This is a genomic window from Microbispora sp. NBRC 16548 (genome assembly GCF_030268985.1).
Classification (GTDB): Bacteria; Actinomycetota; Actinomycetes; order Streptosporangiales; family Streptosporangiaceae; genus Microbispora; species Microbispora catharanthi.
On sequence record NZ_BSSF01000001.1, the window covers coordinates 870,105 to 884,400 of the forward strand.

Below are 14,296 nucleotides of genomic sequence, written 5' to 3' on the forward strand. Positions count from 1 at the left end.
ATGACCCGCGCGCTGAAGTATCTCGCCCTGCTGGGATACGTCGTGTTCCTGGCGTTCCCGCTGCTGTGGCTGCTGTCCACGGCGCTGAAGACGCCGCAGGAGATGGCCGCCCTCGACCCCACGTGGATCCCGCGCCGGCCCACGCTGGCCAACTTCGCCGACGCCTTCGCGGAGCAGGACCTGGTCGGCGCCGGGCTGCGCAGCCTCGTCGTCGCGGTCGCCACCGCCCTGATCACGGTGGCGCTCGCGCTGCCGGCGGCGTACGCGCTGGCCCGGTTCCGCGGCGTGGCCGGGAAGGTCGCGATCGGCTGGGTGCTGGTCAGCCAGGTCTTCCCGGTCGTCTTGATCATCATCCCACTGTTCATGGTGCTGCGGCGGCTGGAACTGGTGAACACCCTCGCCGGGCTCACGATCGTGCACGTCACGTTCGTCATGCCGTTCGCGCTGTGGATGCTGCGCGGATACGTGCGGGCGGTGCCGCGCGAGCTGGAGGAGGCGGCGGCCGTGGACGGCGCGGGGCGGCTGCGCGCACTGGCCGCCGTCGTCGCGCCGCTGCTCGCGCCCGGCGTGGTCGCGACACTGCTGTTCAGCTTCATCTCGTCCTGGAACGAGTTCATGTTCGCCCTCGTGATCCTCAAGGATCCCGAGGTGGAGACCCTTCCGCTGACGCTGGTGCGCTTCGTCGGCCCGGAGGGGGTCGCCCGGCTCGGCCCGCTGGCGGCGGCGTCGCTGCTCGCGACCGTGCCGAGCCTCGTCTTCTTCGCCATCATCCAGCGGCGCCTGCGGTCCGGCCTGATGGCCGGGGCCGTCAAGGGCTGACCCGCATGGCGACACCTGATAGGAGGGTCTCGATGAAGAGATTGAGTGCCGCGCTGGCTGTGGCGGCGGTCGCGCTCGCCGCCGGATGCGGGAGCGGCGGAGGTGACGGCGGCGGCGACGCCGCGTCCGGGCAGAACGGGGAGCCGGTGAAGCTGCGCTTCCTCAGCCTTGCCTGGCAGAAGGAGTCGATCGAGGCCAACAAGCAGATCGTCGCCGATTGGAACACGGCCAACCCGAAGATCCAGGTCGAGTACGTCCAGGGGAGCTGGGACAACGTCAACGACCAGCTCGTGACGTCGTTCGAGGCAGGCGACCCGCCGGACGTCATCCACGACGACTCCCCGGCGCTGTCGAGCTTCGCCTCGCGGGGCTTCCTGCTCGACCTCACCGGCAAGGTCCCCGCCGAGTTGAAGAGCGACATCCCGCAGGCCGCGTGGGACACGGTCACCTTCTCGGACGGCAAGAGCGGCCAGGGCGTGTACGGCGTGCCGTTCCTGCAGGAGTCGCAGGTGCTCATCGCCAACAAGAAGCTGCTCGACGGCGCCGGCGTGCGCGTGCCCACCCCGGAGTCCCCGTGGACGTGGGACGAGTTCGCCGACGTGGCCGAGAAGCTCACCAAGAAGGGCGCGTACGGCGTGGCCTGGCCGATGAAGTCGCCGGTCAACAAGGTGCTGAACCTGGCGCTCAACTTCGGCGGCACCTTCTTCGACACGCAGAACGGCAAGACCACGGTGAAGGTCGGGCCGCAGGAGCGCGAGGTGCTCCAGCGCATCCACGACCAGCTCTACACCGACAAGTCGGCCGACCCGTCCGCGCTCGGCATGGGCACCGCCGACCCGCTGCCGGGCTTCTTCGCCGGCAAGTACGCGATCGTCCCGGCCGGGGTCTACCTGCGCCAGCAGGTGGCCGAGCAGGCGCCGGGCGGATTCGAGTGGGTCACGCTGCCCCCGCTGAAGGGACAGACCTCCCAGCAGGGCGCGGTCTCCCAGACGCTGTCGGTCGCGGCCGACAGCAAGCACCCCGACGAGGCGCTGAAGTTCATCGCCTACTTCCTGAACGGCCCGAACCAGGCGAAACTGGCCAAGGGTGACTGGCTGCTGCCCACCAGCACGACCGCTGCGAAGGACCCCGCGCTCACCACGAAGGAGAACGGGTGGGACGTCGCCACCGCCTCAGCGAAGGACCTCGTCGTCGCGCCGTTCCTCAAGGTGAACGGGTTCGACGAGTGGAAGAGCAAGGTGGCCACGCCGGCGATGCAGGAGTACTTCGCCGACAAGATCAGCCTGGACGAGCTGGCCAAGCGGCTCGTCGAGGAGGGGAACAAGGTGCTGGAGCGGTACAGCCGTTGATCTCCGTACGCGACCGCGCCCGGGGCTGCCTGCTCGGCCTGGCCGCCGGCGACGCCCTGGGCGCCCCCGCGGAGAACCTCGCTCCGGAGGAGATCGCCGCCCGGTGGGGCGTGCTCACCGAGATCGAGCGCGGCGGCACCGACGACACCGAGTACACGATCTTCGCCGCCACCGTGCTGCTGCGCCACGGCCACGCGCTCACCTCCGAGGACGTGGCGCGGGCCTGGCGCGAGGAGATCGTGGCGCGGCTCGACGGGCCGATGCGCGGCGCCGGGTTCTCCGAACTCGGCACCGTCGAGGCCCTGCGCCGCGGCCTGGAGCCGCCGCTGACCGGCCGGTGGCACGCCCACGGCTGGTCCGACGGCCTGGCCATGCGGGCCGCGCCGTACGGGATCTTCGCGGCGGGCGACCCGGACGAGGCGGCACGGCTGGCGGAGACCGACGGGCGGGTGAGCCACACCGGCGAGGGGATACTCGGCGGCCGGGCGGTGGCAGCGGCGGTCGCGGTCGCGATGACCGGCGCCCCGCCCGGCGAGGTGGCCGGGGCGGCGCTGCGGGCGGTCCCGGAGGACTCCTGGACGGCCCGCAACCTCCGCGCCGCGCTCGACGTCGCCGCCCGCGCGCCCCGCCCCCTCCTGGGACGTGCCCTTCACGACACGGTCGTGGTGGCGCACTACCCGTGGACGGACCTGGCGCCCGAGGCGGTCGCCCTCGCGTTCGCCGCCTACGTGGCGGGCGGCGGGGAGGTCGAGGCGTCGGTCGTCACGGCGGCCAACCTCGGCAGGGACGCCGACACCACCGCCGCCGTCGCCGGGGCTCTCGCGGGGGCGGGCCGGGGCGAGGCGGCGGTGCCCGCGCGCTGGGCCAAGCGCATCGGCCCGGTGGCGGGCCGGTGCCTGCCCGTGGTCGCCGGACGGGACGTCCGCGACGTCGCCGACGAGATCGTGAAAGGACTGTAGGACCACATGCCATCGGGGGACAGGCGGGACGGGCGGGACAGGCTCGATCGTGTGCGGGGCGCCTTCGCCGGTCTCGCGGCCGGCGACGCGGCCGGGTGGCCGGCCGCCCGGCACCGGTCCTCGCTGCTGGCCGGCTGGAGCAGGCGGCTGCACCGGGAACTCGACGCGTTCGCCGAGGAGCACCAGGTCACCACGCTGCCGGTGCCGTTCGCGCTGAACCAGCCGGTGGCGCCGCTGGCGGCCGGCCCGTCTGACGACGCCGAGTGGCTGGCCTGGACGGCCCTGACCATCCGGGAGGACCGGGCGGAGGCGTTCGGCCGCCTCGCGGGCCGCGACGACGTCCGGGCGCGCATCTCGGTGTGGGCGGCGCTCGACAACCTGGCGGCGGGCAAGCGCCCGCCCGCCAGCGGGCATGACAACCCCCACCACTTCGACGACGCCGCGGCCGTGCGGGCCGTCGCCTTCGGCGTGGCCGGGCTGGACCCGCTGGAGGACGCGTGCGTCACCAACGCGGAGGACGGCGTGCTCGGCGCGGTCGCGATGGCCCGTGCGGTGGCGGCGCTGACGGAGGGCGCCGCGATGGCCGACGCGGTGGAGGCGGCGCTCGGCGCGCTGCCGCACGACACGGCCATCGGGCACGCGGCGCGCGAGGCGCTCACGGCGGCGCGGGCGGCGGGCTCGCCCTTCGCCGCCGTCCCGGCGCTGGACGCCGCCGTGCTCGACCACGTCTACAGCTACGGCGTGGCCGCCGCGCAGACGGTGCCGATCGCGCTGGCCCTCGCGGACGCCGCCGTCTCCTCCGCCGGACGGACGCCCGGTGTGGAGGAGATCGGCGCGGAGGCGTTCGGCGCGGGCGTCTCGGCCGCGGCCTGCCTCGCGCCGGTGGCCGACTCCGCGCCGGCGCTCACGGGCGCGCTGCTCGGCTGCGCCGCGGGGTACGACGCGCTGCCCGCCGCCTGGCGCGAGCGGGTCCGCACCCTCGCCGGTTGCTGCCTGCCGGAGCTCGCGGGAACCGACCTGCTGGACATCGCCGGGCGACTCGCATGACGCCCGTCACATCATGCGTACGGATAAGGGGGAGGACTGGATGACGCCGCAGGAGGACCCGCCGGTCGATGTGCTGGCCGACAAGGCGGTCGGATGCGTGGCGGGCGCCGCGGTGGGCGACGCGCTCGGCGGAGCCACCGAGGGATGGACGCCCGAGCAGATCCAGGAGCGCTACGGGGGTCGTGTCCGCGGCGTCGTCCCTCCCTTCAACGAGGACTGGCGCAACGCCCGCCCGATCGCGCCCTACCACAAGGGGGACGGCCACGTCACCGACGACACGTTGATGACGCACGCCCTCATCCGGGTGTACGAGCGGGTCGGCGGCCACCTCGACGCCTACGCCGCCGCCGAGCACCTGGTAGCCGAGATGATGGGGGAGAAGCGGTGGATCCCCGAGCTGGAGGCCGAGGCGCTGCCGCTCCACCGGGTGTTCCTCGCCGAGAAGTGGCTCGTGCTGCGGCTGCACTACGGCCACGCCGACCCCCGCGAGGCGGGCGTGGGCAACATCGTCAACTGTGGCGCCGCGATGTACATGGCCCCGGTCGGCGTCGTCAACGCCGGCGACCCCGACGGCGCGTACGCGGAGGCGATCGACCTGGCCGGGGCGCACCAGTCGAGCTACGGCCGCGAGGCGGCGGGGGTGCTCGCGGCGGCGGTCGCCGAGGCGATGCGGCCGGGGGCGACGCCCGACTCGGTCGTCGCCACCTGCCTGCGGCTCGCCCGCGACGGCACCCGGGCCGCCATCGACGCGGTCTGTTCGGCCGCCCGGGGCCTCGGCCACTGGGACGGCTCGTTCGAGGCCCTGCGGGCGGCGATCCGGCCGTACGACACGGTGGCCGACACCTACCGCGACCAGGGTCTCGGGGCGCGGCGGCCGAGCCGGGTGCACAGCATCGAGGAGCTGCCGCTCGCGCTCGCGTTCCTGGTCATGGCCAAGGGCGACTACCGCGAGACCGTGCTCGGCGGCGTCAACTACGGGCGCGACGCCGACTCGATCGCCTCGATGGGCGGCGCCGTCGCCGGGGCGCTCGGCGGGCGGGCCGCCGTCCCCGCCGACTGGTTGGAGCAGGTGGCGACGGCCAGCCGTACGGACCTGGTCGGGCCGGGGCTGACGCTCGCGGCAGTGGCACGGCGGGTCCACCAGGCCGACCGGGAGCGCCGCCGCGCGCACGAGGCCGCCTTCGACGCCCTGCTCGCGCCGCGAGGGGAGGGGGACGCGCGATGATCCGGCTGACGTGGGTGCAGCCGGAGGACCTCGTCGGCCACGAGCTGCGGCAGGCGGCCGAGGACGGACGCGGGGCGCTCCCGGAGGTGGCGGCCGTCGGCGACCGCTGGCACGCCGCCGGGGGACACGACGCGCCGCCCCGGGCGGGCGCCTCCCCGGAGCCCGCCCCCGAAGAGCTGCGCGCCCTGGCCGGGGAGCTGCTCGACGAACTCGCGGCGATCCCCTCGCCGCTGCCCGAGCCCTCGGAGCTCGGGGAGATCGTGGCGAGCTGCCCGGACTGGCCCGGCGTCCGCCCGCCCGTCCGGCCCGTGCCCGGGCGGGTCCTGGCCGCGTGGTGGGGGAGGGCCGCCGGATGCCTGCTCGGCAAGCCGGTGGAGAAGATCCCTCGCGAGGGGATCAGGGCCATCGCCGAGGCGACCGGCAACTGGCCGATCCGCGGCTGGTTCACCGCGAAGGGGCTGCCGCCGGAGATCGCGGAGCGGTGGCCGTGGAACCGCCGCAGCGCGGCCACCAGCCTCGCCGAGAACATCGACGGCGTGCCCGAGGACGACGACCTCAACTACGCGCTGCTCGCGCTCGCCGTGCTCGAACGGCACGGCCGGGACTTCACGACCGAGGACGTCGCCCGGACCTGGCTCGACGCGCTGCCCGCCGGGCGGGTCTTCACCGCCGAGCGGGCGGCGTACCGCAACCTGCTCATGGGTCTCGAACCCCCCGCGACCGCCGTCCATCGCAACCCGTTCCGCGAGTGGATCGGCGCGCTGATCAGGGCCGACGTGTACGGCTGGGCCAATCCGGGCGACCCGGCGACGGCCGCGTCCTGGGCGTGGCGGGACGCCCGGCTCAGCCACACGGCCAACGGAATCTACGGCGCGATGTTCGCCGCCGCCATGTGCGCGCAGGCGCTCGTGGCCGGGGACGTGGGCGAGGTGGTCGAGGCCGGGCTGTCGGTCGTGCCGCCCGGCTCGCGCCTGGCCGAAGCCGTACGGCAGGCCGTCGCGGCCGCCGCGGCGGAGCCGGACTTCGAGCGGGTCGCCGACCGGCTGTACGCGCGGCACGGGCACCTCCACTGGGTGCACACGGTCAACAACGCGGCGCTGCTGGCGGCGGCCCTCGTCCACGGCGCCGGGGACTTCGCCGCGACCGTCGGCGCCGCCGTGGCCGGAGGCTGGGACACCGACTCGGCCGCCGCCACGGCCGGGTCGATCGCCGGGGCGCTGGCGGGCGGCGTCCCCGAGCGGTGGACGACCCGGGACCGGCTGGCCAGCAGCCTGCCCGGCTTCGACGGCGTCTCCATCGAGTCGCTCGCCGCCCGCACGCTCGCGCTCGGTGAGGGGGGCCGACGGTGATCTCGGTGTTCGGCAGCGCCAACATGGACCTGGTGGCGTACGTCGCCCAGGCTCCCAAGCCGGGGGAGACCCTCACGGGCCGTGAGTTCCGCACGATTCCCGGCGGCAAGGGGGCCAACCAGGCGATCGCCGCGGCCCGCGCGGGGGCCGACGTGGCCTTCCTCGGGGCGGTTGGGGACGACGCGTTCGGGCCGGTGCTGCGCGCCGCGCTCGCCGAGGCGGGCGTGGAGGTGGCCGCGCTGCGGGTCGTGCCCGGCCCTTCGGGCGTCGCCCACATCGTCGTGCAGGACGGCGGCGACAACTCGATCATCGTGGTGCCCGGCGCGAACGGCGCGGTCACCGGGCCCGCCGGGCGGGACGCGGAGATCATCGGCCGGGCCGACGCGCTGCTGCTGCAACTGGAGCTGCCGATGGACGCCGTGGTCGCCGCGGCACGGGTTCCCGGCACCGAGGTGATCCTGACCCCGGCCCCGGCGGTGCCGCTGCCCGCCGAACTGCTGGAGGCCGTCGACCTCATCGTGCCCAACGAGCACGAGGCGGCGGCCCTCACCGGCCGCGACGATCCCCGGGACGCGCTGGAGGCGCTGCTCGACCTTGTCCCCGAGGCCGTCGTCACCCTGGGGGCCCGGGGCGCCCTCTACGGCTCGCGCGACGGCACCCGGCTGCACGAGGCCGCCGTACCGGTGCGGGCGGTGGACACCACGGCGGCGGGGGACACCTTCGCCGGGGCGCTGGCCGTGGCCAGGACCGAGGGGGCCGACCCGGCGCGGGCGCTGCGCTTCGCCTCGGCCGCGGCGGCGCTGTCGGTGCAGCGGGAGGGCGCCAGCACCTCTATGCCGCACCGCCACGAGATCGACCGTCTTCTGGAGGGACTGTGAGCACAGGCGGGCCGCTGGAGGGGGTCCGCGTCGTCGACGCGGCCACGCTGTTCGCCGGGCCGACCGCGGCGATGCTGCTCGGCGACTACGGCGCGGACGTCGTCAAGGTGGAGCACCCGCGCAGGCCGGACCCCTCACGCGGGCACGGGCCCGAAGGGCTCTGGTGGAAGATGCTCGGCCGCAACAAGCGGACGATGACGCTCGACCTGTCCACCGGGGAGGGCCAGGACCTGATGGTCCGGCTCGTCGAGGACGCCGACGTGCTCATCGAGAACTTCCGCCCCGGCACGCTGGAGCGCTGGAATCTGTCCTGGGACCGGCTCAGCGAGGTCAACCCCGACCTGGTGCTGGCCCGGGTGACCGGGTTCGGCCAGTTCGGCCCGTACGCGAGGCGGCCCGGCTTCGGCACCCTCGCCGAGGCGATGAGCGGGTTCGCCGCGATGACGGGGGAGCCCGGCGGGCCGCCCACGCTGCCGCCGTTCGGGCTCGCGGACGGCATCTGCGCACTGGCCACCGCGTTCGCCGTGATGACGGCCCTGCGGTCGGGACGCGGGCAAATCGTCGACCTGTCGATCATCGAGCCGATCCTGACCGTGCTCGGCGCCCAGCCGACCATCTACGACCGGCTCGGCGTCGTGCCCCCGCGTACCGGCAACCGCTCGGTCAACAACGCGCCGCGCAACACCTACAGGTGCCGCGACGGCTCCTGGGTCGCGGTGTCCACCTCGGCGCAGAGCATCGCGGAACGGGTGATGCGCCTGGTCGGGCGGCCCGACCTGGTGGACGAGCCGTGGTTCGCCACCGGCGCGGGCCGGGTGGCGCACGCGGACGAGCTCGACACGGCCGTGGCTGCGTGGGTCGGCGAGCGGACCCGGGAGGAGGTGCTGCGGGCGTTCGAGGAGGCGGAGGCCGCGGTGGCGCCGATCTACGACGTGCGCGACGTGCTGGCCGACCCGCAGCTGGGCGCGCTCGACGCCGTGACCACCGTGGAGGACCCCGAGCTGGGCCCGCTGCGGATGCAGAACGTGATGTTCCGGCTGTCGGAGACCCCGGGACGCATCCGGTGGACCGGCCGTCCGCACGGCGCCGACACCGACGAGATCCTGCACGGCCTCGGCCTGACCGGCGCGGAGATCGAGGCGCTGCGGGCCAAGGGAGTCGTGTGACATGTCACAAGGTGATCGGGCATGAGTGGCGATCTTCCGGAAAGGGGCACGGAGGATTCGCGAGGAGTTGACGCCGTGCCTTCTTCCGGGCCTTCTTCCATGCCTTCTTCTGGGCCTGCTGCCGCCCCCCTGACGTGGTTGTACGTGCCCGCTGACCGCCCGGACCGGATCGCCAAGGCCCTCGGCGGCGAGGCGGACATGGTGATCGTGGACCTGGAGGACGCGGTCGCCGCGGAGAACAAGGGCGTCGCCCGGGCCGGGGTCGTCGCCCTGCTGGCCACGCCGCAGCCGCGTGTGGAGGTCCGCGTCAACGACGTGCGCACGCCGTACGGCCAGGCCGACCTGCACGCGCTCGGAACGCTGCTGCACGGCAGCGGCGGCCTGCGCCTCCCCAAGGTGGAGTCGGCCGACGAGGTCCGGTGGATCGCCGACGCGGTGCCGGGCGTGCCGCTGCGCCCGATCATCGAGTCGGCCCTCGGGCTGGAGCGCGCCTTCGAGATCGCCACCGCCTCACCGGCCGTCGCCGGGATCGGCCTGGGCGAGGCCGACCTGCGCGCCGACCTCGGCGTGACCGACGAGGCGGGCCTGACCTGGGCGCGTTCCCGCATCGTGGTCGCGGCCCGGGCGGCGGGGCTGCCGGCCCCGGCCCAGTCCGTGTACACGAACGTCCGCGACCTCGACGGCCTGGCCGCCTCCTGCGCCGCGGGCCGCGCCATGGGCTTTCGCGGCCGGGCGGCCATCCACCCCATCCAGCTTCCGGTGATCGCGGCGGCCTACCGCCCGACCAGGGAGGAGATCGTGGCCGCCCTGGAGATCGTCTCCGCCGCCGACCAAGGCGCGGTCGCCCTCCCCGACGGCCGCTTCGTCGACGAGGCCGTCGTCCGCCAGGCCCGCAGCCTTCTCACCGACGCCGGCGACCACTGAGATGCTTCACGTCGTACGCTGCGCGACGAACACGAACTCGAGACCCGGGCGATCCGGGGCGTCCCACACCTCCAGCACGCGATAGCCGTTCGCGACCAGGCTCGTCTCCACCTCGTCCCGGTCGCGGAACCGGAGGGTCGAGTCCGACGTGACGACCGCGCCGTCCGCCAGGAACCTGTAGGTGTAGCGGAAGGACACCAACGGCGGGCTCACATCGGTGACCTCGAGACGCCGCTCCACGAGCCCGGCCTCCGGAAGGTCGAGGACGACCGGATCGGTGTCGGAAGCCCACTCCTCCCAGGCCCGGCGTTCGGGGCGCCTGGTCTCGAACACGAGATGGCCCCGCGGGCGAAGCGCGCCATGGATGCCCCGGAGAGTCCGAGTCCAGTCGCCGTCGGTGAGGAAGACCTGCGCCACGTTCCCCGTCATCACGGCGAGGTCGGCGCCGAACGTCGGGACCCCGGTGGCATCGCCGTGGACCCAGGTGATCCTTCCGGTCCGATCCTTCGATCCGGCGATCCGCAGCGACGCCTCGGCGGGATCGACGCCCATGACCGTGCGTCCGCTGTCCGCCAGCAGAACCGACAGGCACCCCGTTCCGCAGCCGACGTCGAGCACGCGGTCCGCGCCCAGCTCGTCGGCGATGCCGAGATAGGCGTCCAGGTCGTCGCGGTCACCGCCGAAGGCGTCGTAGACGGCGGCCAGGCGAGGGTGGGCGAAGATCGGGTCAGGCATTGGACGACCATAACCCGGCCTTACGCCGGCGTCACGGCCGTGGGACGGGCGTGCGGAGCCCGGGCCGTCTGACCGCGTGCCCCGTGACCCGGATTGGACTCCATGACAATATCTGCTTAGATTGTCAACCGCTCCGCCGCGGCCTGGCCGAGCTTCGTGAGCAGGAAGGCAAGACCAAATGATTAGGCAACCGAATTATTCGGCACCCAGCGCATCTGTCCGTGGGTTCGCGTCCGTGGCGGCGGTCGCGACGGCCGCGGCCTCCGGCTACTTCGCCGTGGGCGGCATTCTGACCCCCGGCGCCCTGGTGGCGGGCGGGGACGCCGCGGCGGCCCGCGCGTTCGCGGCCTACATGTCCGCACGCGGCGTCGTGCTCCTCGGCGCCCTGCTGCTGTGCACGGCCCTGCGCGCCTGGCGCCCGCTGGCCCTGGTTCTCACGCTGAACGCGGCCGTCCAGGCGGTCGACGCCGTGATCGGGGTCGTCCGGCGCGAGCCGGCCCAGGCGATCGGCCCCGCGTGCTTCGCCCTCATCCTGGCCGCCGCGGCGGTGCTGCTGGAAAGGACTCGGCGATGATCGGACGACGGGCCTTCCTCGCCGGAGCGGCGGGCCTGCTGGCCTCGCGTGCCCGGACGTCGTCCGCCGCCCTGCCCGACTACGTGAGCGGCTCGGCCATCCAGGCGCTGCTCGACCAGGCCAGGGACGGCAGGGGCACCAGGGACGCCGCCGGACGGTACGTCGCCAAGGTCCCCAAGGCCACATACCTGCTGACCAAGCCGCTGATCGTGTACGGGAACACGCACCTCGACGCGACCGACGCCAGGATCGTGGCCCGATTCCCCGCCGAGGGCGTCAAACACACCATGGTCCTCAACGCCGTCGGCGCCGCGACCGGCGGCTACGCCGGGGCGGGCAACATCGCCATCACCGGCGGCAGCTGGGATCCCGTGTGGGACTTCGTCCAGCGCGACAGCCTGGATCAGGCGCCGGCCATGAACGGCATCACGATCATTCACTCCAGCGACGTGCTCATCCAGGGCGTGACCATGTGGAACGTCAAGTGGTGGCACGGCATCGAGCTGAACGCGGTGCGCCGCGGCACCGTTCGCGACTGCGCGCTCAAGGGCTGGATCGCCGATCCAGGCCAGGGGCTGTGGCACGGCGAGGCCGTCCAGCTGGACCTTCCCGCTGGGGGCAACACCTGGGGCGGCGCCGACGACCTGACCCCGTGCCGCGACATCCTGCTGACCGGCAACGTCTGCGACGCCTCCGGCTCCCAGGCCGGATGGGGCCAGTTCACCGGGTCGCACACCACCGACCCGGACCGCCCGCACTCCGGCGTACGCATCGAGAACAACACCGTCCGCAACACCCGCTGGGACGGCATCGCCACGGTGAACGCCACCGGCGTGCGCATCGCGGGCAACATGGTCGACGGCTGCGAGGGTGGCATCTACGTCAAATCGGTCGCCGGCGGACCCTTGCGCGCCGTGGAGATCACCGGCAACCAGGTGACGAGCTGCGGTGTCCGGGACTGGCTGGCCGTACGGGCCGACGCCACCGGCCCGATCACCGACGTCGCGGTGACCGGCAACGTGGTCCCGTGTTCGAGGGTGCGCTACTACGGCTCGGTCACCCCCAGAACGGGCACGACCCTGGACTGCCCGCCCGCCTAGCCCGGGCTGCGCCGGCCGTCAGGCGTGGAGAACGGCGGCCGGCCTGCTGGTCAGGCCCCTGACCGCGAGCTCCACGAGCTGGCGCAGGCGCTTACGCAGGACGGCCGGCTCCGCCTTCTCCCGCACTATCCCCGACAGCGCGTCCACCAGGACGGCGGCGGCGTCCGCAGCGGACAGGGCCGCGTCGAGCAGGTCGAGTTCCTCGGCCGCGTCGCCGAGTGTGGCCTCGACGACCGACAGATAGTCCGACTCGAACGAGGCCATCACGTCCTCGACGACCACTGCGGCCTCGGCGAACAGCTCCGCCCGATACTCCGCCTCGACCGTGCCGGCGAAAAACTCGACCCTGATGACCAGGACGTCGTAGAGGCGGTCGGCGACGGGCCGGCCGGAGCGCCGTGCGGCCTCGGCCGCGGCGACGATGTCGTCGGCGAACCGGCGCGCGACCGCCCTGAAGACGTCTTCCTTACCTTTGAAGTGCAAATAGACGGCCGGACGTGACATGCGTGCCGCACGCGCGATCAGGTCCATGGAGGTGCGGCGGTAGCCGTACCTGCCGAACACGTCGAGCGCGGCGGCCACGATGTGGTCGCGCTTGGCCTCGGCGGCATCTGTCATGCTGACACGATATACGCGTTCCGTCAGCTCGCCATCGTGCTGCCGCGTTCCGCTCCGCGCCGATCACGGCGCGCCGCCGCCCGCGCGGACGCCCCGCAGCCCGAACGCCCGGGTCACCGAACGGTTCGGGTCGGTCGCCGCCAGCGCTTTGCGCGCGCGGCGGCGTAGACCGTGTAGCCGCGCGCGACGAGTGCCTCCACGCGGAAGGTCCTGCCAGGGGATACGACCTGGCGCGGCGGGTCCAGGAGGCGCTCGGCTGGGGGGTGTACCTGATCGCGGCCGCGCTGACCGCGACCGCCGGCGTGGGCGTGCTATGACAATATAGACGTTAAATGTCAGTAAGACATCCGGTTGGGTTGGGGGGCGCCGACGGCATGGCTCTCCGTCCGATGTCCGATTGCCATCACCCCACAAATTTGGTAGGAAATACCTATGTTTACGGCATCGTGGTTGGTCAGACGTCGGCACGTCGACCTGTGCCGTCTGAACGGCTCGGCCTGTCGCTCCTGAACCTCGGCCTCCCGGCCGGTCACCTTCGCCGGCCGTCCTCCTTCCGTTGCCGTGCCGTGCCCGCGATCGAGCGGCGCGGCCCCGCGCCCTCCTCCCGGAGCGACCACTGTGACGTCATCCCCCTCCAGATCCGTCTCCGCCGCCCCCCGCCTCCTGACGCCGGACGAGGTGCCCGCGTCCGCCGGTCCGCCGCCCGCCGGAGGAACGCCTGCCGCTTCGGCGCCGGCCCGGCGGGGGCGCAGGGCCCGTCGGATCGGCGTGCGGGTGCTGTCGCTGCTCGCCCTGCTCGCGCTGTGGCAGCTGGCGGCGGCAGCGGCGGGCAACCCGTCGTTCGTGCCCGCGCCCCGGGCCGTGTGGGACCAGCTCGTCCTGCTGTCCACCACACACGACGGCGTCCGCGGCTACGGCGGCCACCTGCTCGTCGAGCACCTGGGAATCAGCCTGCGCCGCATCCTCATCGGCTCGGCGCTCGGCGTGGCGGCGGGGCTCGTCCTCGGCGTCGTCCTGGGCGCCATGCCGTGGATCCGCCTCGTGGCCGAGCCGGTCGTGACGTTCGTACGGGCCCTGCCTCCGCTGGCGTACTTCAGCCTGCTCATCATCTGGTTCGGCATCGACGAGACGCCCAAGCTGTGGCTGCTCGCCATCGCCGCGCTCCCGCCGGTCGCCGTGGCCACCGCCGCCGCCGTCCATGGCGCGCCGACCGGGCTGGTGGAGGCGGCCCGGGCACTGGGCGCCTCACGGTGGGACGCGATCAAGGATGTCGTGCTGCCCGCCGCGCTGCCGGAGATCTTCACCGGTGTCCGGCTGGCCGTCGGGGTCGCGTACTCCTCGGTCGTCGCGGCGGAGACCGTCAACGGCGTGCCCGGCATCGGGGGGATGGTGCGGGACGCCCAGCGCTATCTGCAGACCGACGTCGTGGTGCTCGGGCTGCTCGCCATCGGCCTGTCAGGACTGCTGATCGACGGCCTGCTGCGCGCCGCGGAGACCCGGCTCATCCCCTGGCGCAGCCGCGTCTGAGCCCCTGCCAAGCCTCGTCAATCCCC

At 73.7% G+C, this 14,296-nt stretch carries 15 protein-coding genes; 13 read left to right on the top strand and 2 right to left on the bottom strand.

All coding sequences use genetic code 11. The features are described from left to right. The 9 genes from QSK36_RS03875 (at nt 1) to QSK36_RS03915 (ending at nt 9,716) form a co-directional block, all read left to right on the top strand. Nucleotides 1-819 (top strand): carbohydrate ABC transporter permease, encoded by an 819-nt coding sequence (locus QSK36_RS03875; protein ID WP_285781351.1) that lies wholly within the window; start codon nt 1-3, stop codon nt 817-819. Nucleotides 820-851: 32 nt separating this feature from the next. Then, entirely contained in the window at nt 852-2,168 is a 1,317-nt protein-coding gene (locus tag QSK36_RS03880) for an ABC transporter substrate-binding protein (protein WP_183536727.1), read from the top strand. Beyond that, complete coding sequence (locus QSK36_RS03885; protein WP_285781352.1) at nt 2,165-3,127, top strand: ADP-ribosylglycohydrolase family protein; 963 nt, start codon at nt 2,165-2,167, stop codon at nt 3,125-3,127. Before QSK36_RS03880 ends, QSK36_RS03885 begins: the two co-directional genes overlap by 4 nt. A gap of 6 nt (nt 3,128-3,133) precedes the next feature. Further along, on the top strand, nt 3,134-4,174 hold the full coding sequence (locus QSK36_RS03890) for an ADP-ribosylglycohydrolase family protein (protein ID WP_285781353.1): 1,041 nt from the start codon (nt 3,134-3,136) through the stop codon (nt 4,172-4,174). A gap of 13 nt (nt 4,175-4,187) precedes the next feature. After that, nucleotides 4,188-5,399, top strand: a complete 1,212-nt coding sequence (locus tag QSK36_RS03895) for an ADP-ribosylglycohydrolase family protein (protein WP_285781354.1) — start codon at nt 4,188-4,190, stop codon at nt 5,397-5,399. After that, a complete protein-coding gene (locus tag QSK36_RS03900; RefSeq protein WP_285781355.1) occupies nt 5,396-6,748 on the top strand; it encodes an ADP-ribosylglycohydrolase family protein in 1,353 nt (450 codons plus the stop codon). Before QSK36_RS03895 ends, QSK36_RS03900 begins: the two co-directional genes overlap by 4 nt. Continuing rightward, nucleotides 6,745-7,626, top strand: coding sequence for a ribokinase (locus tag QSK36_RS03905; RefSeq protein ID WP_285781356.1), 882 nt, complete (start codon nt 6,745-6,747; stop codon nt 7,624-7,626). Before QSK36_RS03900 ends, QSK36_RS03905 begins: the two co-directional genes overlap by 4 nt. Beyond that, nucleotides 7,623-8,792 carry a CaiB/BaiF CoA transferase family protein gene (locus QSK36_RS03910; protein ID WP_285781357.1) on the top strand — a complete coding sequence of 390 codons (1,170 nt, stop codon included), beginning with the start codon at nt 7,623-7,625 and terminating at the stop codon, nt 8,790-8,792. Before QSK36_RS03905 ends, QSK36_RS03910 begins: the two co-directional genes overlap by 4 nt. 144 nt (nt 8,793-8,936) lie before the next feature. Next, complete coding sequence (locus QSK36_RS03915) at nt 8,937-9,716, top strand: HpcH/HpaI aldolase/citrate lyase family protein (protein WP_285781358.1); 780 nt, start codon at nt 8,937-8,939, stop codon at nt 9,714-9,716. Between the two features lie 6 nt (nt 9,717-9,722). Here QSK36_RS03915 and QSK36_RS03920 read toward each other — a convergent pair whose 3' ends face one another. Further along, entirely contained in the window at nt 9,723-10,451 is a 729-nt protein-coding gene (locus tag QSK36_RS03920; protein ID WP_285781359.1) for a class I SAM-dependent methyltransferase, read from the bottom strand. Nucleotides 10,452-10,686: 235 nt separating this feature from the next. On the opposite strand from QSK36_RS03920, the gene QSK36_RS03925 reads away from it, so the two are divergent. Then, nucleotides 10,687-11,025: a hypothetical protein gene (locus tag QSK36_RS03925; protein WP_285781360.1), complete on the top strand. Its 339-nt coding sequence runs from the start codon at nt 10,687-10,689 to the stop codon at nt 11,023-11,025. Then, nucleotides 11,022-12,125, top strand: coding sequence for a right-handed parallel beta-helix repeat-containing protein (locus QSK36_RS03930; protein WP_285781361.1), 1,104 nt, complete (start codon nt 11,022-11,024; stop codon nt 12,123-12,125). The genes QSK36_RS03925 and QSK36_RS03930 overlap by 4 nt, the downstream gene beginning before the upstream one ends. An 18-nt stretch (nt 12,126-12,143) precedes the next feature. On the opposite strand, the gene QSK36_RS03935 is transcribed toward QSK36_RS03930, so the two are convergent. After that, on the bottom strand, nt 12,144-12,743 hold the full coding sequence (locus QSK36_RS03935) for a TetR/AcrR family transcriptional regulator (RefSeq protein WP_285781362.1): 600 nt from the start codon (nt 12,741-12,743) through the stop codon (nt 12,144-12,146). 432 nt (nt 12,744-13,175) lie between these two features. Between QSK36_RS03935 and QSK36_RS43425 the strand changes: the two genes are divergently transcribed. Both QSK36_RS43425 and QSK36_RS03940 read left to right on the top strand, forming a co-directional pair. Next, complete coding sequence (locus QSK36_RS43425) at nt 13,176-13,253, top strand: putative leader peptide (protein WP_352239660.1); 78 nt, start codon at nt 13,176-13,178, stop codon at nt 13,251-13,253. Nucleotides 13,254-13,511: 258 nt separating this feature from the next. Further along, on the top strand, nt 13,512-14,270 hold the full coding sequence (locus QSK36_RS03940) for an ABC transporter permease (protein WP_285781363.1): 759 nt from the start codon (nt 13,512-13,514) through the stop codon (nt 14,268-14,270). Nucleotides 14,271-14,296 lie beyond the last annotated feature (26 nt).